At 71.0% G+C, this 23,937-nt stretch carries 24 protein-coding genes; 19 read left to right on the forward strand and 5 right to left on the reverse strand.

All coding sequences use genetic code 11. The features are described from left to right. Window positions 1–11: 11 nt before the first annotated feature. From asnB to ABT294_RS40650, 12 genes are read left to right on the forward strand one after another with little or no spacing between them, the layout of a single operon-like run. Entirely contained in the window at window positions 12–1,853 is a 1,842-nt protein-coding gene (gene asnB, locus ABT294_RS40595; RefSeq protein ID WP_350811777.1) for an asparagine synthase (glutamine-hydrolyzing), read from the forward strand. Between the two features lie 19 nt (window positions 1,854–1,872). After that, window positions 1,873–2,997 carry an enduracididine biosynthesis enzyme MppP gene (mppP, locus tag ABT294_RS40600; protein ID WP_350811778.1) on the forward strand — a complete coding sequence of 375 codons (1,125 nt, stop codon included), beginning with the start codon at window positions 1,873–1,875 and terminating at the stop codon, window positions 2,995–2,997. Then, the gene (locus ABT294_RS40605; protein WP_350811779.1) at window positions 2,994–4,115 is read left to right on the forward strand and encodes an aminotransferase class I/II-fold pyridoxal phosphate-dependent enzyme; all 1,122 of its coding nucleotides are present in this window, start codon (window positions 2,994–2,996) and stop codon (window positions 4,113–4,115) included. The genes mppP and ABT294_RS40605 overlap by 4 nt, the downstream gene beginning before the upstream one ends. Before the next feature lie 2 nt (window positions 4,116–4,117). Next, on the forward strand, window positions 4,118–4,435 hold the full coding sequence (locus tag ABT294_RS40610) for a TcmI family type II polyketide cyclase (RefSeq protein ID WP_350811780.1): 318 nt from the start codon (window positions 4,118–4,120) through the stop codon (window positions 4,433–4,435). 3 nt (window positions 4,436–4,438) lie between these two features. Beyond that, the gene (locus ABT294_RS40615; RefSeq protein WP_350811781.1) at window positions 4,439–4,891 is read left to right on the forward strand and encodes an SRPBCC family protein; all 453 of its coding nucleotides are present in this window, start codon (window positions 4,439–4,441) and stop codon (window positions 4,889–4,891) included. Between the two features lie 4 nt (window positions 4,892–4,895). Further along, the gene (locus tag ABT294_RS40620) at window positions 4,896–5,354 is read left to right on the forward strand and encodes an anthrone oxygenase family protein (protein WP_350811782.1); all 459 of its coding nucleotides are present in this window, start codon (window positions 4,896–4,898) and stop codon (window positions 5,352–5,354) included. Further along, window positions 5,351–5,926 (forward strand): antibiotic biosynthesis monooxygenase family protein, encoded by a 576-nt coding sequence (locus tag ABT294_RS40625; RefSeq protein WP_350811783.1) that lies wholly within the window; start codon window positions 5,351–5,353, stop codon window positions 5,924–5,926. Before ABT294_RS40620 ends, ABT294_RS40625 begins: the two co-directional genes overlap by 4 nt. Before the next feature lie 50 nt (window positions 5,927–5,976). Continuing rightward, the gene (locus ABT294_RS40630; protein WP_350811784.1) at window positions 5,977–7,728 is read left to right on the forward strand and encodes an acetyl-CoA carboxylase carboxyltransferase subunit alpha; all 1,752 of its coding nucleotides are present in this window, start codon (window positions 5,977–5,979) and stop codon (window positions 7,726–7,728) included. A 37-nt stretch (window positions 7,729–7,765) separates the two neighbouring features. Further along, window positions 7,766–8,272, forward strand: coding sequence for an acetyl-CoA carboxylase biotin carboxyl carrier protein (locus tag ABT294_RS40635; RefSeq protein ID WP_350811785.1), 507 nt, complete (start codon window positions 7,766–7,768; stop codon window positions 8,270–8,272). After that, window positions 8,272–9,618 carry an acetyl-CoA carboxylase biotin carboxylase subunit gene (locus ABT294_RS40640; RefSeq protein WP_350811786.1) on the forward strand — a complete coding sequence of 449 codons (1,347 nt, stop codon included), beginning with the start codon at window positions 8,272–8,274 and terminating at the stop codon, window positions 9,616–9,618. The genes ABT294_RS40635 and ABT294_RS40640 overlap by 1 nt, the downstream gene beginning before the upstream one ends. Then, complete coding sequence (locus ABT294_RS40645; RefSeq protein WP_350811787.1) at window positions 9,615–10,274, forward strand: class I SAM-dependent methyltransferase; 660 nt, start codon at window positions 9,615–9,617, stop codon at window positions 10,272–10,274. Before ABT294_RS40640 ends, ABT294_RS40645 begins: the two co-directional genes overlap by 4 nt. Window positions 10,275–10,284: 10 nt before the next feature. After that, the gene (locus tag ABT294_RS40650) at window positions 10,285–11,304 is read left to right on the forward strand and encodes a methyltransferase (RefSeq protein ID WP_350811788.1); all 1,020 of its coding nucleotides are present in this window, start codon (window positions 10,285–10,287) and stop codon (window positions 11,302–11,304) included. A gap of 158 nt (window positions 11,305–11,462) precedes the next feature. Here ABT294_RS40650 and ABT294_RS40655 read toward each other — a convergent pair whose 3' ends face one another. From ABT294_RS40655 to ABT294_RS40665, 3 genes are read right to left on the reverse strand one after another with little or no spacing between them, the layout of a single operon-like run. After that, complete coding sequence (locus ABT294_RS40655) at window positions 11,463–11,912, reverse strand: GNAT family N-acetyltransferase (protein ID WP_350811789.1); 450 nt, start codon at window positions 11,910–11,912, stop codon at window positions 11,463–11,465. Between the two features lie 35 nt (window positions 11,913–11,947). Further along, on the reverse strand, window positions 11,948–12,598 hold the full coding sequence (locus ABT294_RS40660) for a response regulator transcription factor (RefSeq protein ID WP_350811826.1): 651 nt from the start codon (window positions 12,596–12,598) through the stop codon (window positions 11,948–11,950). Window positions 12,599–12,600: 2 nt separating this feature from the next. Further along, window positions 12,601–13,806: a sensor histidine kinase gene (locus ABT294_RS40665; protein WP_350811790.1), complete on the reverse strand. Its 1,206-nt coding sequence runs from the start codon at window positions 13,804–13,806 to the stop codon at window positions 12,601–12,603. Between the two features lie 160 nt (window positions 13,807–13,966). On the opposite strand from ABT294_RS40665, the gene ABT294_RS40670 reads away from it, so the two are divergent. The 7 genes from ABT294_RS40670 to ABT294_RS40700 all read left to right on the forward strand — a co-directional run bounded on the left by ABT294_RS40670 (window position 13,967) and on the right by ABT294_RS40700 (window position 19,784). Beyond that, on the forward strand, window positions 13,967–14,464 hold the full coding sequence (locus ABT294_RS40670; RefSeq protein ID WP_350811791.1) for a YceI family protein: 498 nt from the start codon (window positions 13,967–13,969) through the stop codon (window positions 14,462–14,464). Next, window positions 14,449–15,384 (forward strand): ABC transporter ATP-binding protein, encoded by a 936-nt coding sequence (locus ABT294_RS40675; protein ID WP_350811792.1) that lies wholly within the window; start codon window positions 14,449–14,451, stop codon window positions 15,382–15,384. Before ABT294_RS40670 ends, ABT294_RS40675 begins: the two co-directional genes overlap by 16 nt. Next, window positions 15,381–16,145, forward strand: a complete 765-nt coding sequence (locus ABT294_RS40680; protein ID WP_350811793.1) for an ABC transporter permease — start codon at window positions 15,381–15,383, stop codon at window positions 16,143–16,145. The genes ABT294_RS40675 and ABT294_RS40680 overlap by 4 nt, the downstream gene beginning before the upstream one ends. Before the next feature lie 11 nt (window positions 16,146–16,156). Then, a complete protein-coding gene (locus ABT294_RS40685; RefSeq protein WP_350811794.1) occupies window positions 16,157–17,167 on the forward strand; it encodes an AF_0692 family protein in 1,011 nt (336 codons plus the stop codon). After that, the gene (locus ABT294_RS40690; RefSeq protein WP_350811795.1) at window positions 17,164–17,976 is read left to right on the forward strand and encodes an aminoglycoside 3'-phosphotransferase; all 813 of its coding nucleotides are present in this window, start codon (window positions 17,164–17,166) and stop codon (window positions 17,974–17,976) included. Before ABT294_RS40685 ends, ABT294_RS40690 begins: the two co-directional genes overlap by 4 nt. Window positions 17,977–18,063: 87 nt before the next feature. Next, window positions 18,064–18,504 carry a CBS domain-containing protein gene (locus ABT294_RS40695; RefSeq protein WP_350811796.1) on the forward strand — a complete coding sequence of 147 codons (441 nt, stop codon included), beginning with the start codon at window positions 18,064–18,066 and terminating at the stop codon, window positions 18,502–18,504. Next, window positions 18,501–19,784: an ArsB/NhaD family transporter gene (locus ABT294_RS40700; protein ID WP_350811797.1), complete on the forward strand. Its 1,284-nt coding sequence runs from the start codon at window positions 18,501–18,503 to the stop codon at window positions 19,782–19,784. The genes ABT294_RS40695 and ABT294_RS40700 overlap by 4 nt, the downstream gene beginning before the upstream one ends. 6 nt (window positions 19,785–19,790) lie before the next feature. Here the strand turns inward: ABT294_RS40700 and ABT294_RS40705 are convergent, their stop codons facing one another. Next, complete coding sequence (locus ABT294_RS40705; protein WP_350811798.1) at window positions 19,791–21,413, reverse strand: alkaline phosphatase D family protein; 1,623 nt, start codon at window positions 21,411–21,413, stop codon at window positions 19,791–19,793. Window positions 21,414–21,621: 208 nt separating this feature from the next. Further along, entirely contained in the window at window positions 21,622–23,910 is a 2,289-nt protein-coding gene (locus tag ABT294_RS40710) for an ATP-binding protein (RefSeq protein ID WP_350811799.1), read from the reverse strand. Window positions 23,911–23,937 lie beyond the last annotated feature (27 nt).

The raw sequence follows: 23,937 nt of genomic DNA on the forward strand, positions 1-23,937 counted from the left end.
GGAACTGGCGGATGGCCGGCATCGCAGGGTGGGTGGACTTCCACCGTGATCTCGCATTGGACCGCAATATCGTGCTGGCGCAGCTCGGCACGCTCGCGTGGCGCGGCTCGGACGGCGAAGGCCTGTGGGCCTCCTCGCGCGCCGTGCTCGGCCACCGGCGCAGAGCCGCGCTCGACCTCGACGGCGGCGCCCAGCCCATGGTGCGCGGCGGCGCCGTCCTCGCCTTCGACGGCGAGATCTACAACCACGGCGGGCTGCGGGCCGAGCTGAAGAGCCTCGGCCACGAGTTCGCCACCCGCAGCGACACCGAGGTGCTGCTCCACGCCTACCTGGAATGGGGCGAGCAGTGCCCCGAGCACCTGGACGGCATGTTCGCCTTCGCGATCTGGGACGAGGGCCGCGAGCGGCTCCTGCTCGCCCGCGACCGCATGGGCGTCAAGCCGATGTTCTACTACCCGACCGTCTCCGGCGCCGTCTTCGCCTCCGAGCCGAAGGGGGTGCTCGCCCACCCGCTCGTCGAGCCGGTCACCGACCTCGACGGGCTGCGCGAGCTGCTCGCCTTCACCAGCAGCGTCGGCCGCACCCCGGTCAAGGGCATGCGGAGGGTACGGCCCGGCGAGATCGTCACCATCACCCGCTCAGGTGTACACGAGCGCACCTACTGGAAGCTGACCGCCCGGCAGCACACCGACGACCTGGAGACCACGGTCGCCCGCGTCCGCGAGCTGCTCGAACAGTCGGTGGCGCAGCAGCTCGACGCCGACGTCCCGGTCGGCGTGCTGCTGTCCGGCGGCCTCGACTCCAGCTCGGTGGCCGCCATCGCCGCCAAGACGCTGGCCGAGCGGGGCGGCGGGCCGGTGCGCACCTTCACCGTCGGCTACCCCGGCGGTGCGGCTGGCGGGCCCGGCCCGATGCGGGCCGGCGAGGACGCCCCCTACGCCAAGGAGGTGGCCGCGCACATCGGCGCCGAGCACGAGTTCGTCGAACTCGACGGCGTCGCCGTCACCGACCCGGTGCTGCGCCGCACCGCCGTCGCCGCCCAGCAGGACCTGCCGGTCGCCGCGCCGCAGTTCCCCGCCTCGCTGCGGGCGCTGTCGCGGCGCATCAGCGAGAAGGTCAGCGTGGTGCTCGCCGGCGAGCAGGCCGACACCGTCTTCGCCTCCTTCATGGGCATGGACCGGCCCGAAGTCGTCGCCGCCCAGACCTACCCGTGGGTGGCCGCCACCGCCCATCATCTGCCGCCCGACGGGCTCGGCACCGGACTGTTCGCGCCCGACCTGCTCAAGGAGCTGGACGTGCCCGGCTACTGCGCCGCCCGGTACCGGGAGGACCTGGCCGGCATGCCGTACGTGGAGGGCGAGGACGCCACCGAGCGGCGCATGCGCGAGATCTACTACCTGCACCTGCAGGGGTGGCAGGAGTTCGGCTGCGCGCTCGACGACGGCGTCAGCCTGGCCGGCGGGCTGGAGCTGCGCTGGCCGTTCTGCGACCACCGGCTCGTCGAATACCTCTACAACGTGCCATGGGCGCTCAAGACCTTCGACGGCAAGCCCAAGAGCCTGCTCAGGGCCGCCGTCGCCGACCTGCTTCCCGCTTCCGTCCTGGAGCGGGAGCCCAGCCAGTTCCCCACCGGCCGCGACCCCGGCTACGCGCCGCTGCTGAAGTCGGAGCTCGGCCGGCTCCTCGACGACCCCGGTGCGCCCGTCCTGCCGCTCATCGACGCGGCCAAGGCCAAGGCGCTGCTGGAGTCGCCGATCGAGCCCGCGCGCGCATGGCGCGACCTCACCGACATGGAGTCGGTCCTGCAGCTCAACCAGTGGCTTGACCAGCACAGCATCCGGGTCTCCCGGTAGAAAACGACGGGGCTTAGAGATGATCTCCAGCAATGTCAACCTCACCGAACTCGAAATCCTGGCGCTCGACAGCGACCTGAACGTGGCCGACGGCCACGCCCGCCAGGAGCTCAGCGCCGGTCAGCAGCGCATCATCGACGAGCTGTCCACGCTCTTCCAGAAGGCCGCCCTCCAGCCCATCGCCGACCTGGAGCGCACCGCGCACCGGACGTTCTTCGCGCTGCTCGGCCAGCACCGCTACCCGGTCGGGGCCAACCCGGTGCTCAGCTGCTACGCCTCCTCGGTGGCCATGGAGATCCTGGCCAGGTCACTGGCCACCAAGACCGACGCGGTCGCGCTGGTCCACCCGACCTTCGACAACATCCCCGACATCCTGCGCGGCGTGGGGCTGCGGCTGGTGCCGGTCGAGGAGGACCCGCTGCACCTGGGGCCGGCGGCGGAAGCCGTACCGGAAGGAGTGGGGTGCGTCTTCGTCACCACGCCCAACAACCCGACCGGGCGGGTGCTGTCGGCCGAGCGGCTGGCCGAGATCGCCGAGGTGTGCCGTGAGCGCGACGTCGTGCTCACCCTCGACACCTCCTTCCGCGGCTTCGACACCCGCGCCCACTACGACCACTACGCCGTGCTGGAGGCCAGCGGCTGCCGGTGGGCCGTCATCGAGGACACCGGCAAACTCTGGGCCACGCTCGACCTCAAGGTCGGCCTGCTGGCCTACAGCGGGAACATCGGCCTGCCCATCCCCAAGATCTACTCCGACATCCTGCTCGGCGTCTCGCCGTTCATCCTCACGCTCGTCGAGCGCTTCGCCGAGGACGCGGCCAACGGCGGGCTGGAAGACCTGCACGCCTTCATCGCCGAGGGCCGCAGGATCGTCCGCGAGACGCTGGCCGACGTGCCCGGCGTCAGCTTCCCCGACCCCGACAGCCGGGTCAGCGTCGAGCGCGTCGACCTCGGCGCCCTCCGCTGCGACGACATCTGGGACGAACTGCACAAGCGCCAGGTCTACGCGCTGCCGTGCACCCAGTTCCACTGGGCCGAGCCGTCGCGTGGCGACCGCTCGCTGCGTATCGCGCTGGCCCGCCCGCACGCCTCCGTCCGCGCCGCCGCGCAGGAACTGCGCGCCGTCCTGCTGGCCGCGGGGTGAGCGGCGCCTACTGGCGCCCCGGCATCGTGCAGGACGTCGCCCAGCCCGGGATCACCGACCTGGCCCCCGGCTACCTCGACCCGGCGTTGCTCCCCGTGGACCTGCTCGCCGCGGCCTACGGAAGCGCCCTCGCCCGGTACGGCCCCGCCGCCCTGTCCTACGGCGACAACCAGGGCGTCGAGCCGCTGCGCGAGGCCCTGGCGGCAAGGGCGGGCTGCGGCCCGGACAACGTCCTGATCACCGCGGGCACCTCGCACGCCCTGCACCTGCTGGCCACCACGCTGGCCGAGCCCGGTGACGTGGTGCTGTGCGAGCCGACCGCCTACGACTACGGCAAGCAGATCTTCACCGACCGGCGGCTGCTGCTGGCACCGTTCGCCGCCGACGAGGAAGGGCCGGAGCCGGACGCGCTGGCCGCCGCCATCCGCAGGCACCGCGCCGTCGGCCGCCGGATCGCCTTCGCCTACCTGATCCCCACCTTCCACAACCCGACCGGGCGGCTGGTGGGCGAGCAGCGGCGGCTGGAGCTGCTGGACGTGGCGCGCTCGCACGACGTGCTCGTCGTGGAGGACGACGCTTACGCCGAGCTCTGCCTGGACGAGCTGCCCATGCCGCGCTCCTTGGCCGCGCTGGCCTCGTACGAGGGTGTGGTCCGGCTGTGCTCGTTCGCCAAGACGCTCGGTCCCGGGCTGCGGCTCGGCTGGATGCTGGCTTCTTCGTCCTTCGTAGCCTCGCTGGCCGCGAGCGGGCTGCTGTCCAGTGGCGGCGGCCTCAACCACCTGGCCTCGCTCGCCGTCACCACGATCATCGAGGATGGCCGCTACGACCGGCGGCTGGCCACCCTGCGCAGGGAGCTCGCGCTTCGCCGCGATGCCCTGGTCAAAGGGCTCGGCGTGTGCTGCGCCGTCCGGCCGCCGCGCGGTGGCTTCTTCCTCTGGGTGCGCGGCGGCAGCGAGGAGCACATGCTCGCCGCCGCCGCCCGCGCCGGGGTCCGGGTGGCCGCGGGCTCCCGTTTCGGCCGGCCACCTACGCCCGCCGTACGCCTGAGCTACAGCTTCAACCCCCCGGACGCCCTCTTCCAGGCCGGTCACCGGCTCACCCGACACCAGAAGGGATGACCATGCAGCGAACACTGATCGTGGCGCGGATGGACGCGGCGAACGCCGACGGCGTAGCCGCCCTCTTCGCCAAGTCCGACGCCTCCGAGCTGCCGCACCTGATCGGCGCCAGCCGGAGGACCCTGTTCCGCTTCCACGACCTGTACTTCCACCTGGTCGAGGCCGAGCAGGACATCACCGACGGGCTGTACGAGGCCAGGAGCACCGAGCTGTACAAGGAGCTCAACACCGGCCTCAGTGCGTTCATCTCGCCCTACGACCCCAACTGGCGCGAGCCCAAGGACGCCATGGCCACGCCGTTCTACCACTGGGAGGCCTGAGCCATGGCCGGGCACACCGACAACGCCATCGACATCGCCGCCCCGCTCGACCTGGTCTGGAAGATGACCAACGACGTCGAGTCGTGGCCCGAGCTGTTCAGCGAGTACGCCGCCACCGAGATCCTCGCCCGTGACAGGCACACGATCACGTTCCGGCTCACCATGCACCCCGACCCGCAGGGCAACAAATGGAGCTGGGTCTCCGAGCGCACCTCTGACCCTGCCACCAGGACCGTGCGCGCCCACCGGGTCGAGACCGGCTGGTTCAAGTACATGAACATCTTCTGGGAGTACACCGAGACCGCGCCCGGCCAGGTGCGCATGCGCTGGGTCCAGGACTTCGAGATGAAGCCCGACTCGCCGGTGGACGACGGCGCCATGCGCGAGCGGCTCAACACCAACACCGCGGTCCAGATGAAGCGCATCAAGGGCCTCGTCGAGCAGGCGGCGGGCTAGACCGATGGGCATCCTGGTCTCGCAGATCTCCATCGCGCTCAGCGGCCTGGTCGCGGGCATGCTCCTGTGGTCGGCGATCGGCGGCGTGCCGTGGATGCGCCGCCTGCCCGCCGGCGAGTACGTGCGGCTGCACCAGTACTGGTCGCCCCGCTTCGACCCGCTCGGACCGATCATGATCCTCGGCGTGCTGGCGTGCGACGTCTACCTGCTGGTCGTGGCGCCCACCACGGGCTCGCGCTACCTGCTGTCCACACTCATCGTCGCGCTCGTCGCGGTCATCGTGATCTCCGCGACCCGCAACGCCGTGCTCAAGCGCCGCGTGATGCGCCTCGACCCCGAAGACCTGCCCGCCGACTGGTCTGACCCGCGGCCCTCCTTCGGGAGGTGGAATCTGGCCAGAACCGTCATCACGGTGCTGGTCTTCTTCGGCAACGTCGAGGCGATGGCGGTGTACACGCTGTGACCTTCCGCGTTCTGCTCGACATCAAGGTACGGCCCGGCCAGGAGGACGCCTTCGAGCGCACGTGGCGCGAGGTCGCCGCGGGCATCGCCGCCCACCCCGACAACCGGGGGCAGAGCCTGCTGCGCGGCGAGGACACCTACTACGTGATCACCGACTGGACCGACGAGTCCGCCTTCCGAACCTTCGAACTCAGCCCCGCGCACGTGGACAACCGTGCGCGGCTGGCTCCCTACCGAACAGGAGGCTCCATGAGCACCATGCCCACCGCCCACGAGCGGGTCAGGGTGATCCTCTGGTACCGGGTGCCCAAAGAGGAGGTGCAGCCGCTGTCGGAGACGTACCGGCAGGTCAGCGAGCAACTCGTCGGCACCCCCGGGATGCTCGGCAACGAACTCCTTCACTCCCAGGTGGAGGAGACCACCATGGCCGTCACCAGCTACTGGGAGAGCTACCAGCACCTACAGGACTGGGTGCACAGCAGCAGCCACCGGCACACCAGCCCGCTGCGGCCCTACCTCGACACCAGCCGCGAGCAGCCCTACGAGACCTTCACCGTGGTCTCCGCGTTCTAGGAGGAACCGTCGTGGAGGAGAGGTGGATCCGCTGCCGGGGGTGCCAGGCGATGATCCATCACCGCCGGTTCGGCAAGGCGCTGGGCGTCTGCCCCGAGTGCGGGCGTCATCATCCGGTTTCAGCCGCGCAGCGGGTGGAACAGCTGCTCGATCCCGGGTCGTTTCGGGCGTTCGCCTCGCCTGAGGTGGTTTCCGATCCGCTGGGGTTCGTGGACGCGGTGCCGTACCCGTCGCGTCTCGCGGCGGCGCGGGAGGCCACCGGGCTGGAGGACGCGGCGGTCGGCGGGCTCGGGACCATCGACGGGCGGGCCGTGGTGCTCGTCGTCATGGACTTTCGCTTCCTCGGCGGGAGCCTTGGGGTTGCGGTGGGGGAGTTGGTGACCGTCGCGGCTGAGACCGCTGCGGCCTCTCGCGCGCCGTTGGTCACCGTCTGCGCTTCCGGTGGGGCTCGTATGCAGGAGGGCGTGGTCGCGCTCATGCAGATGGCCAAGACGGCCGGGGCCTTCGCCGCTCTCGATGAGGCCGGGGTGTTGTCTGTCTCGGTTGTCACCGATCCGACCTTCGGTGGGGTGGCCGCCTCCTTCGCGACGTTGGCGGACGTCATTCTGATCGAGCCTGGGGCGCGGATGGGGTTCGCCGGGCCTCGGGTGATTCAACAGACGATTCGCCAGGAGTTGCCTCGGGGGTTTCAGACGGCGGAGTTCCTGCTTGCGCATGGGATGGTGGACGCCGTCGTACCTCGGGCGGGGTTGCGGGGAGCGCTTGGTCGGCTGGTGAGTCTTTGCGGCGGCGGCGCTTCCTCGGCGGGGACGCTGGCAGGTGCGACGGCGGACGCGGGCGTTTCGGCGGGTGCTGGCGCGGCGGCGGACGCGGGCGTGGGTGCGGCTGCTGGCGTGGGTGCGGCGGGCGATATTTCGCCTTATGTAGGTTATGAGCCGCCGGAGCGGGAGCCGTGGGACGTCGTACGGCTCGCGCGCGAGACCGGCCGCCCCACCACCGCCGACTACGCCGGCCTGATCCTCGACGACTTCCTGCGCCTGCACGGCGACCGGACCTTCGGCGACTCCCCGTCGATCGTCGCCGGGATCGGCCGCCTCGACGGCGTCCCGCTCATGCTCATCGGCCACCAGAAGGGCCACACCACCCGCGACCGCGTCGCCGCCAACTTCGGCATGCCCGAACCCGAGGGCTACCGCATGGCCGCCCGGCTGATGCGTCTGGCCGACAAGCTCGGCCTGCCCGTGCTCACCCTCGTCGACACGCCCGGCGCCTACCCCGGGCTCACCGCCGAGGAACGCGGGCAGGCCCTGGCCATCGCCGAGTCGCAGCGCTTGATGGCCCAGCTCCGGGTCCCCGTCGTCACCGTCGTCACCGGCGAGGGCGGCAGCGGCGGCGCCCTCGCCCTCGCCGTCGCCAACCGGGTCCTCATCAGTGCCAACGCCTGGTACTCGGTGATCACCCCGGAAGGCTGCGCGGCCATCCTGTGGAAGAGCGCCGCCGAAGCCGCCAGAGCCGCCGCTGCCCTCAAAGTCGAGGCGAGAGAACTCCTGAACCTCGGCATCGTCGACGCCATCGTCGAAGAACCGCCCGATGGCGCCCATACCGACCCGGCCAAGGCCGCCGCCCTGCTCGGCACCGCCGTACGCGCCGCCCTGGCCGACCTGCTCCCCCTGTCCGCCCCCGACCTGATACGGCAACGCCGCACCCGCTTCCGCCGCTTCGGCCTCCCCATCCCCGTCACCCCATCCCCTCCCGAAAGGGACGACCGGGTAGTCGACGTGGGCAATCGCCAGGCCGGGTGAATCCCCTTCCCGGCCGACACCCACCAGGAGGTGACCCATGACCGAGATCCGCACCGACCTTGACGCGGGCAGCGACTTCGACACGCTCTGCGAGGCGGCGACGCGGCTGATCGCCCTGCTGCCGCACCCGCCGACCACGCTCAAGATCTCGCACGGCCTGGCCAGCGCCGAGCTGACCTGGAGCGACGGCTTCCCCGCCGTGGTGACCACGTCCACCCTGTCCGTGGCGGACGACTCCCCGAGCACCGCCGACGAGGGCCTGATCCAGGTCCGGGCGCCGCTGGTCGGCACCTTCTACCACGCGCCAGAGCCCGGCGCCGCGCCGTTCGTGTCCGTCGGTGACACCGTCGAGGCCGGTCAGCAGGTCGGCATCGTCGAGTCGATGAAGCTCATGAACCCGATCGTCGCCGAGACTGCGGGCCGCGTCGTGGAGATCCCCGTCCCCGACGCCACCCCCGTCGAGTACGACCAGCCGCTCGTGGTCATCGCCCCCGGCGCCTCCTCGGCCTGCGACACTCTGTTCCCCGGACCGGGCGGGCGCTGATGTTCGGCACCGTGCTGATCGCCAACCGGGGCGAGATCGCGCTCCGGGTGGCGCGGACCTGCCGTGAGCTCGGCATCAGGAGCGTCGCCGTCCATTCGGCGGCCGACGAGCCCCTGCCCCTGGCCGACCGCAACGTCAAGATCGGCCCCGCGCCCGCCAAGCGCAGCTACCTCAACGCCGCCGCGCTCATCGAGGTCGCCCTCCAGACCGGCGCCGACGCCGTTCACCCTGGCTACGGCTTCCTGTCGGAGGATGCTGAGTTCGCCCGGATCTGCGAAGAGTACGGGCTGACGTTCATCGGCCCGCCCGCCGACGTCATCGAGGTGATGGGCGACAAGGCCGCCGCCCGCGCCGCCATGACCGCCGCCGGGGTGCCGGTCCTGCCTGGCAGCCTCCACGCCGTGGCGGAACCGGAGGCTCTTTCGCTGGCCGAAGAGGTCGGCTACCCGGTGGTCCTCAAGGCCGTGGCAGGCGGTGGCGGCCGGGGGATGGCGGTCGTCTCGTCGGCGGCCGACCTGCCCGCCGCCTACCGCCGCGTCCGCGCCGAGGCGCAGCTGCTGTTCGGCGATGACCGGGTCTGCCTGGAGCGTTACCTGCGCGCCGCCCACCACGTCGAGATCCAGGTCCTCTGCGACGCGCACGGCAACGCCGTACACCTCGGCGAACGCGACTGCTCCACCCAGCGGCGGCGCCAGAAGCTCCTGGAGGAGACCCCGTCCCCCGCGATCTCCCCCGAGCTCGCCGAGCGGATGGCGCAGGCCGCGCTCACCGGCGCCCGCGCCATCGGCTACCGCAGCCTCGGCACCTTCGAGTTCCTCGTCGACGACGACACCGGCGAATACTTCTTCATCGAGACCAACTGCCGCATCCAGGTCGAACACCCCGTCACCGAGCTCGTCACCGGCCTCGACCTGGTCGCCGAGCAGCTCGCCGTCGCCGCCGGACGCCCCCTGCCGTTCCGGCAGGAAGACCTGGAACGGCGGGGCGCCGCACTCGAGTGCCGCATCAACGCCGAGGACCCCGCGCGCGACTTCGCCCCCGCCCCCGGCCTCGTCGAGGAGTTCACGCAGCCCGGCGGCCCCTTCGTCCGCGTCGACACCCATGTGCGCGCCGGCAGCCGCATCCCGCCCGACTACGACCCCTTGATCGCCAAGATCGTCACCTGGGGCGCCGACCGCGACCATGCCATCGACCGCATGGACCGCGCCCTGGCCGAGCTGAGCGTGTCCGGACCCGGCATCCGTACCAACGCCGCATTCCTCCGCGAACTGCTCGCCACGCCCGTCTTCCGCAAAGGCGCCCACACCACCGGCTTCATCGACAACCTCACCAAGGGAGAGACATGACCGCGCTTCCGGATACCGACATCAACCTCGTCCGCGACGAGAAAGGGGAGGTGACCCTCTACATCGGCGACGTACAGGCCATGCAGGGCTGGGAGCGGTCCCTCATGTGGCGCTCGGCCGACCTGCTGTGCGAGCGCGGCGGCGAGTTCCTGGAGGTCGGCCTCGGCCTCGGCTACTCCGCCCTGCGCATCGCCGGCCGCGCCGACACCTACCGGCACACCGTCGTGGAGAAGCATCCCAAGGTCATCGAGCTCTTCCACCAGAACAACCCCGACGTGCCCGCCACCCTCGAGATCGTCGAAGCCGACTTCTTCGACTACGTCGAGACCCTCAAGCCCGACAGCTTCGACGGCGTCTTCTTCGACCCCGAACTCCCCAAGGCCATCTTCGAGAACCGCGACCTGCTCAACGTCTTCATGCCCAAGGTGGTCCGTGCCCTGCGCCCCGGCGGCACGTTCGTCCCCATGTTCTCCCTGGACGGCGACGTCCCCGACGCCGCCACCTGCACCGCATCCGCGGCCACCATCCTCGAACGCTACCTGCGCTTCTTCGACCGGGTCGTGATCGAGCGGCAGCCGTACCAGGCCTATGCCAGCACCGCCTACACGCCGAGCAACCGCGGCGACGCCTTCATCCTCTGCTTCACCAAGGACTAGGAGACAGCACATGACCGTGACAGCAGCTTCCCTGATCAAGACCGCGACCGGCTTCTACGAGGCGCAAGCGCTGTTCGCCGCCGTAGAGCTCGGCGTCTTCGCCCGCGTGTCCTCCGGCCCCGTCCCTCTCTCCACCCTCCAGGACGACCTGGGCCTCCACGCCAACGTAGCCGCCGACTTCGTCGACGCCCTGGTCGCCATGCGCCTGCTCACCCGCACCGACGCCGGCTACGCCGCCACCCCGGCCGCCCGCGCCTACCTCACCCCCGGCGCCCCCGAGTACATCGGCGGCTTCCTCACCCTCAACCAGCGCCGCCTCTACCCCGCCTGGGGCGACCTCACCTCCTTCCTCAAGAACGCCGAGAACCTCGCCCACGGCGCCAAGGTCGACGACCCCATGCCCGCCCTCTACGCCACCCCCCAGCGCACCCGCTCCTTCGCCGAAGGCATGGACGGCTACGCCACCCTCCTCGGCCGCCCCCTGTCGGAGAAGTTCGACTGGGCCTCCGTCAAGTCGTTCGCCGACCTGGGCGGCTGCCGCGGCATGCTCACCACCCGCGTCGCCGCCGCCCACCCCCACCTCCAGGGCGTCACCTTCGACCTGGCGCCGCTCAACCCCCTCTTCGACGAGCTCGTGGCGTCCGTGACCGGCACCACAGACCTCGCCTCCCGCGTCCGCTTCCAGGCCGGCAGCTTCTTCACCGACCCGCTGCCCGAAACGGAGGTGTACATCATCGGCCACGTCCTGCACGACTGGGTCGAATCCAAGCGCCGCGAGATCATCCAGCGGGCCTACGACCACCTGCCCGCCGGCGGGACGCTGCTGATCTACGACAGCATGATCGACGACCAGCGGGAGGAGTCGGCGTTCGGGTTGTTGATGAGCTTGAACATGGCTCTGCTGTCGGGGGCGTCCGAATACACGATGGCGCAGGGGCAGGGGTGGTTGAGGGAGGCCGGATTCCAGGTGGAGAGCCCTGTAGCCCTCAACGAACTCACCACCCTGCTCATCGGCCGCAAACCCCTCTAACCCGCCTATGCCTGTCCCCGGGGTCGGCCCTTCACCCCAGGAGCCGGCCATCGCCACCGTGCAGTCGGCAGTCCGGGAACCCTAGGCCCTCTTTTCCAAGTCACCCGAGGGCTCGGCCTCGCGCCGAGCCTTCGGGTGGCGCGCCTCCGCCACGCGGGTCAGAGGGGGCGTTCGAAGACGATGAGGTCGTGGCCGGGGCCGTTGTAGTCGGGTACCGGGCCGCGCACGGCGAAGCCCATCCGCCGGTGGAAGGCGATGGACGCCTGGTTGACCGGTGACGTGATGGCGCCGACGACCCGGCGGTCGTGGCCGCGGGCGATCTCGAAGAACCGCTCGTACAGGGTGCGGGCCAGGCCGTCGCGCCTGGCCTGGGGGCTGACGCCGACGAAGTGGATGTACGCCTGGTCCAGCTCGGCCGGCGACACGATCCCCACCAGGAAGCCGCTCAGCCGCCCGGCGGACTCGGCGACGAGGCTGGTGCTGTGGAAGTGGTCGAAGAACAGCCTGGGCAGGGAGGCCAGGATGGGCCGCCCCCACCAGTCGTCGACGACGGCGGCGATGGGGTCGTAGTCGGCGGGACATGCGGGGCGTAGGGTCGCATCTGTCATCCGTCGATTGTGCCCACCGATCCGATCCGGCGTGCCTACGACCCCACGAGCCCCGCGTCGTGGGCGATCAGGCCGGCCTGGGTGCGGTTGGCGCATCCCAGCTTGTCCAGCATGCGCGACACGTACCCCTTGATCGTGGCCTCGGACAGGTACAGCCGCGCCGCGATCTGCGCGTTCGACAGGCCCTCGCCGAGGCAGGCCAGCACCTCGACCTCCCGCTCGCTCAGCGCCCCGACGAGTTCGCGCGCCCGGTCTCGGGCCGACAGGCTGTCGGTCGAGGCCGCGACCAGCCGGCGGGCGGCCGCGGCCGACAGCACGGTGTGCCCCTCGGCCGCCACCCGCACGAGCCCGATCAGATCCTCCGGCGGCGTGGACTTCACCAGGAACCCGGCCGCGCCGGCCCGGAGGGCGCGCAGCACGTACTGGTCGGCGTCGAAGGTCGTCAGCACCACGACGGCCGGCGGGTCGGCGAGCCCGCTGATGCGCTCGATCGCGGTGAGCCCGTCGACGCCGGGCATGCGCAGGTCCATGAGGACGACGTCCGGCCGGGTGCGCATGACCGCGTCCACGCCGGCCGCGCCGTCGTGCGCCTCGTCGACCACCTCGATGTCGGGGGCGGAGCCGAGGATCGTGCGCAGGAACCGGCACACCATCGGCTCGTCGTCCACGACGACCACCCGGACCATGCTCACACCGCCAGTTCCGCGGTCGGCACGTACGCGGGCAGCGTGGCCTCGACGCGGAACCCGCCGTCGGGCGCGGGCCCGGCGCGCAACGTGCCGTGCACGAGTTCCACGCGCTGCCGGAGGTTGGCGATGCCCAGGCCCGACCCGGTGCCGGCCAAGGCGCTGCCGGCCGCGCTGGTCGGCCGCGTGTTGTGGACGGCGAGCCGCACCTGCGCCTCCCCGTACTCGACCCGCACGGTCACGCGCGCGCCGGGCGCGTGCTTGCGCACGTTGGTCAGCGCCTCCCGGACGATGCGGTACGCCGTGCGCCCGACCACCGGCGAGGCGAGAGCCCGGTCCCCCTCCTCGACCAGCTCGACCGGTGTCCCCACCGCTGCCGACTCCGCGACCAGCGCGGCGAGGCCCGCCACCGACGGCGTCTCGTCCCCTTCGGGGGCGGTGCGCAGGATGCCGACCAGGTCCCGCAGCTCGTCGAGCGCCTGGCAGCCCGCCGCCCGCAGTTCCTCGGCCGCCTGCCGGGTCACCTCGTCGGTCGCGGTCATCCGCAGCGCTCCCGCCTGCAGCACCATCAGGCTCACCCGGTGGGTCACGACGTCGTGCATCTCGCCGGCCAGCCGCGCGCGTTCCTCGGTGCGGGCCTGCTCGGCGAGCAGGTGGCGCTCCCGCTCGGCCCGCTCGGCGCGTTCGGTCAGCGCCTGCACCAGCCGCCTGCGGGCGTCGAAGTACAGCGCCAGCAGGGGGCCGACGGCGGTGCGAAGCACCCCGATCGTGATGATCTCGGGCGACGGCTGCCACACGCCCGCGACGATGAGCGTGAAGACGGCCAGCGCGATGAGCGCCGTCCGCCGGCTCCGCTGGTCGCGGCGGTAGAACAGCGGCCCGTACGCCGCCAGCACGGTCGCGTAGGGCGCCCACACGTTCCAGTCGTGCGCCGGCGTCAGCGCGCCCAGGGGCGAGATCAGCAGCGTCAGCACGAGCGAGTACGCGCCCAGGACGGCGACGACCGCCAGGGGCGCGCGGCGGCGGGCGACCAGCGAGAAGCAGGCGAGCGCCTGTAGGCCGAGCATGACCCAGGCGAGCGTGCCGGGCCGCGCCGGCCACCACGACGCACCCACCAGCGTCGCCCCGGTGTCGAGCAGCACGAAGAAGACCGCGATCGCCACGTTTATGGCGAGACAGTGGCGGCGGCGCCACGGCCCGTCACTCATGCGGTTCACGGTATGCCATCCCCGCTCGCGCGGCTCTCCCAGCAGAACGTTCGGCGGGAGCGAAACCTACGAAAGTTGCATGCCGAGCCTGCCCTTCGTCGTCTCATGAACCGACTGTTCACCCTGCCGCGCGGCCCCCTGCCCGCCGTGCAATGGGTTCGTGGACAAACGAGACCCCCAGCTGGGCCGCTATGAGATCGACACCAAGCACTCGACCATCACCTTCAGGAGCAGGCATCTGTTCGGGCTCCTGCCGGTGCGTGGCACCTTCGCGATCCGGGCCGGAACGGTCGACGTCGCCGAGCCGCTCGCCGAATCGGGCATCCGCGTGGAGATCGACGCCGCGAGCTTCCACACGGGCAGCAGGCAGCGGGACGAGGACGTGCTGTCGGCGCGCTTCCTCGACGTCGGCCGTCACCCCGTCATGACGTTCGTCGCCGATCGCGTGGCCCGCACCGCCATCACTGGCACGCTCACTGCGCACGGTGTCACCCGCCCGGTCAGCCTGTCGATCGAGCAGGCGGACGTGTCGCCGGGAACGATCATCGCCCGCGCCACGACGCGCGTCGACAGGACCGAGTTCGGGCTGACCGCGGCCCGCGGGCTGGCCGGGCGCTACCTCGACGTGTCGCTGGAGGTCACGTGCGTCCGCCAGTGACGGCGAACGCCGCGGTCGTGGTGGCGGACCTGCGCAAGAGCTACGGCGCGGTGGAGGCCGTGCGCGGCGCGAGCTTCACCGTCGAGCACGGGGAGATCTTCGCGCTGCTCGGGCCGAACGGCGCCGGCAAGTCCACCACGCTGGAGATCCTGGAGGGGTTCCGCGCCCGTGACGCCGGACGCGTCGAGGTGCTCGGCATCGATCCCGGCGACCGGCGCCGGGGGCGGGAGCTGCGCGAGCGGATCGGGCTGGTGCTGCAGGACATCGCGGTCGAACCGTACCTGACGGTCCGCGAGACGATCGCCCGCAACGCGGGCTACTACCGCTCGCCGCGCGACGTCGACGAGGTGATCGGCCTGGTCGACCTCGCAGGTCAGGAGCGACGCAAGGTCAAGACGCTGTCCGGCGGGCAGAAACGGCGGCTGGACCTGGCACTCGGCCTGATCGGCAACCCGAGCCTGCTCTTCCTCGACGAGCCGACGACCGGGTTCGACCCGAACGCGCGCCGGAGCGCGTGGCAGCTGGTGCGCGGCCTGCGCGACGCGGGGACCACCGTCCTGCTCACCACCCACTACATGGAGGAGGCGCAGGAGCTGGCCGACCGGGTGGCGGTGATCTCCGGCGGCCGGATCGTGTCGGAAGGAACCCCGTCGACTCTCGGCGGACGCGACACCGCCCGCGCCAGGATCCGCTTCGCCCTGCCGGAGGGGTGCACGGCCGCCGACCTGCCGGTAGCCGCCGCGCTCCACGACGGCCTGGTCACCGTGGAGACCGCGGAGCCGACGGAGGCGCTGCACCGCCTGACCGGCTGGGCGCTGCGCCGCGGCACGCCGCTCGACCGGCTCACGGTCGACCGTCCCAACCTGGAGGACGTCTATCTCCGCCTGACCGGCCGTCCGATGGAGGTGAGCGCGCGATGAGCGGCGGGCTCGCCCTGGTGCGGCACCAGATCCGCTACGAGCAGCTGTCGTTCTGGCGCAACCCGCAGAGCGCCTTCTTCACCTTCGTCTTCCCGGTCGTGGTCATCGCGATCTTCGGCGCGCTGTTCGGCGGCGGCCCCGCGGACCCGTACTTCTACGGCCTGTCGCCCCTGCAGTACTACGTGGCCACGATCGCCGCGGTGTCGGTGCTGGGGTCCTGTTACAGCCAGCTGGCCATCGTGCTCGCGACGCGCCGCCAGGACGGGATCCTCAAGCGGGTGCGGGCGACGCCGCTGCCGGTCGGGGTGTACTTCGCCGGCCTGTTGGCGCACTGCGTCATGGTCAGCGTCGTGGACGTCGTGCTCATCTTCGGCGTCGGCCGCCTGTACGGCGTGCCGTTGCCCGGCCCGTCCCGGTGGCCCGCCATCGCTCTGGTGCTCGTGCTCGGCGCGGCCGCCTTCTGCGCGCTGGGCGTCGCGGTGGCGTCCCTGATCCGCAACGCCGAGGCCGCGCCCGCGGTGGTGCAGCTCATCCTGTTCCCGCTCGTCTTCCTCTCCGGCACGTACCTGCCGATCCACTCCGGGGTGGTGAACGGCGTCTCCGGCTTCCTACCGGTGCGGCCGTTCAACGAGGCCCTGCTCGGCGCGTTCGCCGGGCGCGACGGCTTCGCCTGGAGCAGCCTCGGCGTGCTGCTCGTGTGGGGCGCTGTCGGGGCGGCCGTCGCCATCCGCCGCTTCCGCTGGGACCCCCGGCCCGAGTGAAGGAGTTGACAGTGGTTGATCGTTCGGCGAAGGGGCGGCGGTGGGCCGCCTGCACGCTGGTCCTGCTCGCGCCGGTGTGCGCGGAGTTGACGCTCGGCGCCATGCCGCTGCACCTGGCGTGGCTGATGCTGCCGCTGCTGGTGCCCATGTACGGGGCCGGCGTGCTGCTGGTCAGGGAGCTCGTGCGCCGTGCCGGCGGCGGCTGGCCGAGCCTGCTGCTGCTCGGCGTGGCCTACGAGATCGCCGAGGACGGGATCGGGCTGCAGGCGCTGTCCAGCCCGAACCTGTACGACGCCGCCCTGTGGGGCCCGCGGGTGTTCGGCCTCAACACCACGTACTGGGAGTCGCAGATCGGCTACCACCTGGCCTTCAGCGTGGTGATCCCGGTCATGCTGACCGAGCTGCTCTTTCCGGCCCACCGCGACCGCCCCTACCTGCGGCGGGGCGGGCTGGTGGTGGCGGGCGTCGTCGCGGTCCTCGGGGTGGCGATCGTGCGCGTGACCATCCCGCCCGTGGCGGATCCCGGCTACCAGGCGCCGGTGCCGGTCCTCGTGGGCTCGGTGCTGGCCATCGCGGTGCTGGCCGTGCTCGCCCTGCGGGTCCTGCCCCGCCGCACAGCGCCGCCGTCCCCAGGGTGGACGCCTCCGCACCCGGCGGTCGGCGGCGTCCTGACCGCCCTCGCGACCGTCGCCTTCCTGGGCCTGCTGATGCCGGTGGGACAGCCTCCCGCCGGTGGCCACGGCGTGGGGCGGCTGGTGCCGATGGCCCTGGCGGCCGTAGTCGCCGTCGGGATGGGCTGGCTGATTCATCGCTGGTCGGCCGGCTTGACCACCTGGCATCGGATCTGGCTCGCCGGGGGCGCGCTGGTGAGTCACACCCTGATCGGCGCGGCCTTCATCGCGTCCACCGGGTTCGACCGCGTCGGCCTGCTCGTCCTGGCCTTCCTCACCGTGGTGCTGCTGGCCTGGGCAGGGGTGGCACGGTCGAAGCCCGGGGCCCATGGGAGGATCATGTCCCTATGAGCCGTCCCGACATCGCCGAGGTCCCGACCGGTCCCGTGCCCGTCCCCGAGGTCGTCCTGGCGCTCGCCGGCGACGACACCGTCACTCCGGTGTGGCGCAACCAGCTCGGCGGCCTGACGTTCCGCCTCGAGAACGGACGCGACGGCACCAGGTACGTCAAGTGGGTCGCCACCGACACCCCCGAGATCGACCTCCCCGGCGAGGCGGAGCGCCTGGCCTGGGCGCAGCGGTGGGCGAGCGTTCCGCGGGTCATCGAGCACGGCACGGACGCCGACGGTGCGTGGCTGGTCACGGCGGCGATCCCCGGCCTCACGGCGGTGGCCCCCCGGTGGATGGCCGACCCGGCGACCGCGGCGGCCGGGATCGGCCGGGGGCTGCGCGAGCTCCACGATGCCTTGCCCGTGGACCAGTGCCCGTTCGACTGGAGCATCGACCGGCGCCTCGCCCGCGCCGACGAGCGCATCGCCGACGGCGAGGGGCCCGACTCCTGGTTCGCCGAGCACCAGCACCTCGACCTCGCCAAGGCGCGGGCCCTCATCGGCGAGCCGCCCGCGATCGACCGCCTCGTCGTCTGCCACGGCGACGCGTGCGTCCCCAACACCCTGCTGCACGACGACGGCGGGTTCGCCGCGCACGTCGACCTCGGTTCGCTCGGGGTCGCCGACCGGTGGGCCGACCTCGCGGTCGCGGCGTGGAGCACGGAGTGGAACTACGGCCCGGGGTACGACGGCGTCCTGTACGACGCGTACGGCATCGCCCCCGACCCGGAGCGCATCGCCTACTACCGCCTGCTCTGGGACATGGCGTGACCGAAGCCTTACGGCTCTTGATACGTTGTTGACGGGTGTGCCGGGAAGTCTGGTCGGCGGTTCTGTCGCCGATCCTGGAGGTCACCCGTGCGCGCCCGCGATCTCGTCTCCGGTTTCCCCACCGTCACCGCCGACACGCCGGTCATCGACGCCGCCCGCCTGCTGGCGGAGCAGGACCTGCCCGGCCTGATCGTCGTCGACGACGGGCGTCCGTCGAGCATCCTGCCCGGCACCCAGGTGCTGCGGCTGGCCGTGCCGGGTTACTGCATCGACGATCCGGCGCTGGCCCGGGTGGTGGACGAGGCGCACGCCGACGTGTTCCTCCAGTCGCTGGCCGGGCGCACCGTGCGGGAGGCGCTGCCGGCGAACCCGCGTGAGCTGCCCGTCGCCGATCCGGACGCGACCGTGCTGGAGCTGGCCGCGCTGATGGCGCGCACCCACAGCCCACTGGTGGCGATCGTCGAGGACGACCGGCTGCTCGGGGCCGTGACGCTGCAGGCGCTGCTGGACCGGCTGATGGCTCCGTGACGGTCGCCGCATGGCTGGCGCTGGTGGTCTTCCTCGGCGCCTACACGCTGATCGCCACCGAGAAGGTGCACCGCGTCGCGGCGGCGCTCGGCGGGGCCGGGGTCATGCTGCTGATCCACGCCACCGGCGCGGAGGCGGCCTTCTTCTCCCCGTCGACCGGGATCGACTGGAACGTCATCTTCCTGCTGCTCGGCATGATGGTCATCGTCGGCGTGCTCAAACAGACCGGCGTCTTCGAGTACCTGGCCATCTGGGCGGCCAAGCGCGCCAGGGGGCGGCCGTTCCGGTTGATGGTGCTGCTGGTGGTCATCACCGCGCTCGCGTCGGCGCTGCTGGACAACGTGACGACCGTCCTGCTGGTCGCGCCGGTGACCTTCCTGGTGTGCGAGCGGCTGGCGTCGCCGGTCGCGCCGTTCCTCATCGCGGAGGCGATGGCGTCCAACATCGGCGGCACCGCCACGCTCGTGGGCGACCCGCCCAACATCATCATCGCCAGCCGCGGCGGGCTGACCTTCAACGACTTCCTGATTCACCTGGCCCCGCTGATCGTCGTGCTGCTGGCGGTGTTCATCGGGTTGTGCCGGGTGATGTTCAGGAAGACGTTCCGTTACGACCCCGACCGGGCCGCCGAGATCATGGCGCTGAACGAGCGGGAGGCGATCGCCGACCGGCGGCTGCTCTGGCAGAGCCTGGTGGTGCTCGCCGTGGTGCTGGCGGCGTTCGTGCTGCACCCGGTGCTGCACTACGAGCCCTCGGTGGTGGCGATCCTGGGCGCGGGCACCCTGGTGGCCGTCACCAAAGTCACCGCCGAGGACGCGATCCGCGAGGTGGAGTGGCCCACGCTGGTCTTCTTCGCCGGGCTGTTCGTCATGGTCGGCGCGCTGGTCGAGACCGGCGTGATCGCCCAGGTCTCCCGGGCCGCCGTCGAGGCCACGCAGGGCAGGCTCGAACTGGCCACGATCGGCCTGCTCTGGGTCTCGGGCGTCCTGTCGGCGGTCGTCGACAACATCCCGTACGTGGCCACGATGAGCCCGATCGTCGCCGACCTCGTCCACGCCAACGGCGGCGACAAGGTGCTGTGGTGGGCGCTCGCGCTCGGCGCCGACCTGGGCGGCAACGCCACCGCCGTGGGCGCGGCGGCCAACGTGGTCGTCCTCGGCATCGCGGCCCGCAACCGGGTTCCGATCAGCTTCTGGCAGTTCACGAAGTACGGGCTGGTCGTCACGTCCGTCACCATCGCGCTGTGTGTTCCGTACCTCTGGCTGCGCTACCTCGTGTAGGAGCGGCTAGTCAGGGAGGACCTCGCCTTCGAGGAGCTCCCGCTCCCCTCTGACGCGCGCGGCCGACGCCGAGTCGACGGGACGCAGGTAGACCTGGCGCAGACCGGGCACGCCGTCGTCGATCGCGAAGACGGCCCTGGTGCGGACGGCCGCGCCGGGCCTGCTCACGTACGGCACCACCTGGAAGCGCGCGGTCACCGCGGCACGGTCGACGCGCGCCATGACGTAGCCTCGCTGGTCGTTGTAGAAGCGCAGATGCGGGTTGCTGACCAGGAGCGGCACGGCCCTGGGGTCGACGTCGAGGCCGTCGCCGCGGCTGGTGATGGACGAGGTCACCAGCTCGGCTCCGACGGCCGGCGAGTTCGGGTCGAGGTAGTCGAGCTTCAGGTCGGCGGCCCAGTGGGCGTGGGCCGATCCGGTCAGCATCACCGCGTTGCGGACGCCCGCGTCGATCCAGCCGCGGGTGACCCGCTGGCGGCTGGCGAGGTATCCGTCCCAGGTGTTCTGGTTGGTCAGGTGGGCGGGGCCCGCGGTGATGGTCCGGGACGCGAAGAAGACCTGCTGCCCGATGAGGTCCCACTGGGCGCGTGCGCGCTGGAACCCGTCGATCAGCCACCTCTCCTGCTCCTGGCCGAGGATGGTGCGGGCCGGGTCCGCGGCCTCCGGGCAGTCCTTGAGACCGTTTCCACAGGCCATGGCGTTCCGGTACTGGCGGGTGTCGAGCACGTGGAAGGTGGCCAGCGTGCCCCAGCGGATCCGCCGGTAGATCTGGATGCCGGTGCCGTCGGGCAGCGCGCCCCGCCGCAGCGGCATGTTCTCGTAGTAGGCCCGGGCGGCGGCCGCCCGCCTGGCGAGGCGCTTCTTGCTCTGGTTCGCGCCTTCTCCTCCGGCCCAGTTGTTGTCGACCTCGTGGTCGTCCCAGGCCACCACCCACGGCGCGGCGGCGTGCGCGGCCTGCAGGTCGGGGTCCGTTCTGTACTGCGCGTAGCGCTGCCGGTATCCGGCCAGGGTGACGGTTTCGGGCCCGGCGTGGTCGCGGACGTTGCCGCTCCCCGCCACATAGGTCCCTTTCGGATACTCGTAGATGTAGTCGCCCAGGTGCAGGACCAGGTCGGGACGCTCGCCCGCGAGCGCGCGGTAGGCCGTGAAGTAGCCGTGCTCGAACTGGGCGCAGGAGGTGACCGCCACGGAGAGCACGTCACCGGCCCCCTGCGCGGACGGCGAGGTACGTCCCCGTCCGACAGGGGAGACGTGCGTTCCCTCCCTGAAGCGGTACCAGTAGTCCCGGTTCGAGGCCAGCCCGTCGAGTTCCACGTGCACGCTGTGCGCCCAGTCCGGGTCCGCCATGGCCACGCCCTCCCGCACGACGGTGGCGAAGCGCTCGTCCTCGGCGACCTGCCAGCTCACGGGCACGACCACGGAGGGCATGCCGCCCCGGCCGTCTTCCGCCAGCGGGGTCGGCGCGAGCCTGGTCCAGATCACGAACCCGTCCTCGGCCGGGTCACCGGAAGCCACCCCGAGCGTGAACGGGAAGGCGGTGCGACGCCTCCGGGACGCCTCGGCCGCGCCGCCCGCGATCCACGAGCCCACGACCGCGCCGCCGCTGACGACGAGGGACCTTCTGCTCACCGAGGACACGAACCTGGACTCTCCTTGTGATCGGGGTGTTCGCGCGTCGATCGGGCGCGGTCGCGCCCTGCGGGCGGTTGGACAGTCTCGCGGTCCCGCGTACCCCATGCAAGCACCGTGATCACGTGGCGGCGATCACCCGATCCTGCGCCGGAGGTTGGTGGCCGGGCCTGGGCAGCAGCGATGATCGACGCCACCAGGTGCCCCGCTAAGCGCGGTGCTCCGGGTTTTCGGCGAACCAGACGGCGATCTGGGTGCGCGAGCTGTAACCGAGCTTCGCCAAGATGTGCTCGACGTGACCTTCGGCGGTGCGCTGAGAGATCAGCAGCCTGGCCGCGATCTCCTTGTTGCTGAGCCCTTGGCTGATGAGCTCGGCGATCTCCTGCTCCCTGGGAGTGAGTTTCGACGTGTCCGCCTCAGCGGCCGAAGGCGCGCCCTCAGGTTCCTCCTCGCTCAACGCGTAGGCGATGGCGTCATCGACGCTGAGCTCCCGGCCCTCGCGGAGAAGGCTTTGGTAGACGTCGTCATTCAGTTCACGTCTTACTCGTTGTTCGAACGGGTCGCGGAATCGCTTGATGTATCCGAACTCGACGAGTGTGGAACCCACCTTCTCCCAGATCGTGTGGGCCGCACCGTACAAGCGGACAGCGCGCCTCGTGTCATCCGCGGCCCAGGCCAGCAGTTCGATGCAGTACGCCTCACCGGCCAGGTCGTCGGCGACGGCCTTGAGCCGCAACGCTTCACGAACCCGTGCCGCCGACGCTGCCACGTCACCGCGTCGCCACTTCCCCAAGCCGATCACCCACAGGGCCCACGACCGGGAAAGGTCCGCCCCGTGGGCTTCGCACACCGCGAGGCATTCTTCCTCGAAGGACTCGGCGCGCGGATCCCCGAGGGCGGTGGCGGCCATCGAAAGGTGACGCAGCGCGAAATAGATGCCGAAGGGGTCGTCCAGGCTTCGGTGCCCGGCCAGTGCCGCCTCCTGCAGGGGAATGGCACCCGAGAAATCTCCGCGATACATCACGGCCGCGCCGGTCCACAGGTTGGCATAAGCGCATGCTGAGGCGTCGCCCAGTTGCTCCCCCAGCGCGCGAGTTTCCTTCAGCATCGGCATCGCGGCGTCGATCTCCCCCAGCACGATCAGCAAATAGGCGCACCCGTACAGGGCATGGGCACGGGCCCTTGTGGGCTCGCCGTTGAGATCGAGGGCCCGCCGCAACCACTGGCATCCCTCACGCAGCCGACCGGCGGCCACCCAGAAGATATGCAGAGCGGCTGCGGACTCAAGCCCAGCCAGCGCCTCACCTGGGTGGGTAAGGCTGTATTCGAGCGCGGCACGCAGGTTGGGCTGGTCCACACGCAGCCGGACGAACCATTCCATCTGGCGAGGGGCGAAGAAATCCAGATCGGCCCTGCGGATGAGGTCGCGATAGTACTGCCAGTGCCGTGCGTGTACCACCGCCGCCTCAGCCGGATCCAGCAGTTCGACACCGAACTCCCGGATCGTCTCGAGCAGTCGATATCGCGACTGATCCCCGCCGGGCTGGAGAAATATTATGGATTTGTCCACCAGCCCGGCCACCAGGTCGAAGATATCCCCGGCTGCGATCGCGCCACCGGAGCACACATATTCAATGGCCTCCAGATCGCACGCGCCGACGAACACCGACATCCGTCGCCACAAGAGCTTCTCGTCGGCGGAGCACAGTTCATAACTCCACTCGATCGCGGCTCGCAGAGTCTGATGCCGAGGCAGCGTCTCCCGCCGCCCCTTGCCCAGGAGCTCGAAGCGGTAATCGAGCCGCTCAAGAATTCCGGCCATCGGCAGGGATCGCATCTGGACGGCCGCGAGCTCGATCGCCAACGGGATTCCGTCCAGCCGTCGGCAGATTCTCGCCACCATCTCGCTGTTCTCCGACGTGATGGCGAAGTCGGGCGAAACCGCCGCCACGCGTTCGACAAGGAGCTGCACGGCGTCGTCTCGCCGTGACACGTCCGCCGCGATCGGCGTACCTGGTTCCGGCACCGGCAGGGGAGGGACCGTGAAGACCGTTTCCCCCGGGACGCCCAGGGCCTGCCGGCTCGTCGCCAGGATCCGCATCCCGGGAGCGGCCTTCATCAGCTTCGCCACCAGCTGCCCGCAACTCTCGATCAGGTGCTCACAGTTGTCCAGCACCAGCAGCAGCCGTTTGTCCGCCAGATAGTCGAGCAGCTGGCTGGTCGGCAAGCGCGTCGCCTGCTCGTGCAGCCCGAGAGCGTCAGCGACCGTGGACGGGAGCAACTCCCCATCCCGCAGCGAAGCCAGCTCCACCAGCCAGACCCCGTCGGGGAACGCCCTCGACAGCTCCTCGGCCAAACGCAGGACCAGACGTGTCTTTCCGACCCCGCCCGCGCCCGTCAACGTCAGCAACCGGGTGTCCGAGAGCAGCGATTTGGCCTGCGAACGCTCCCGCTTGCGGCCGACAAAGCTCGTTACCTCGGCCGGCGCATGCTCCACTTGCTGGTGATGTCTCCCCGCAGACAT

The sequence above is a fragment of the Nonomuraea sp. NPDC000554 genome (assembly GCF_040300065.1).
GTDB lineage: Bacteria > Actinomycetota > Actinomycetes > Streptosporangiales > Streptosporangiaceae > Nonomuraea.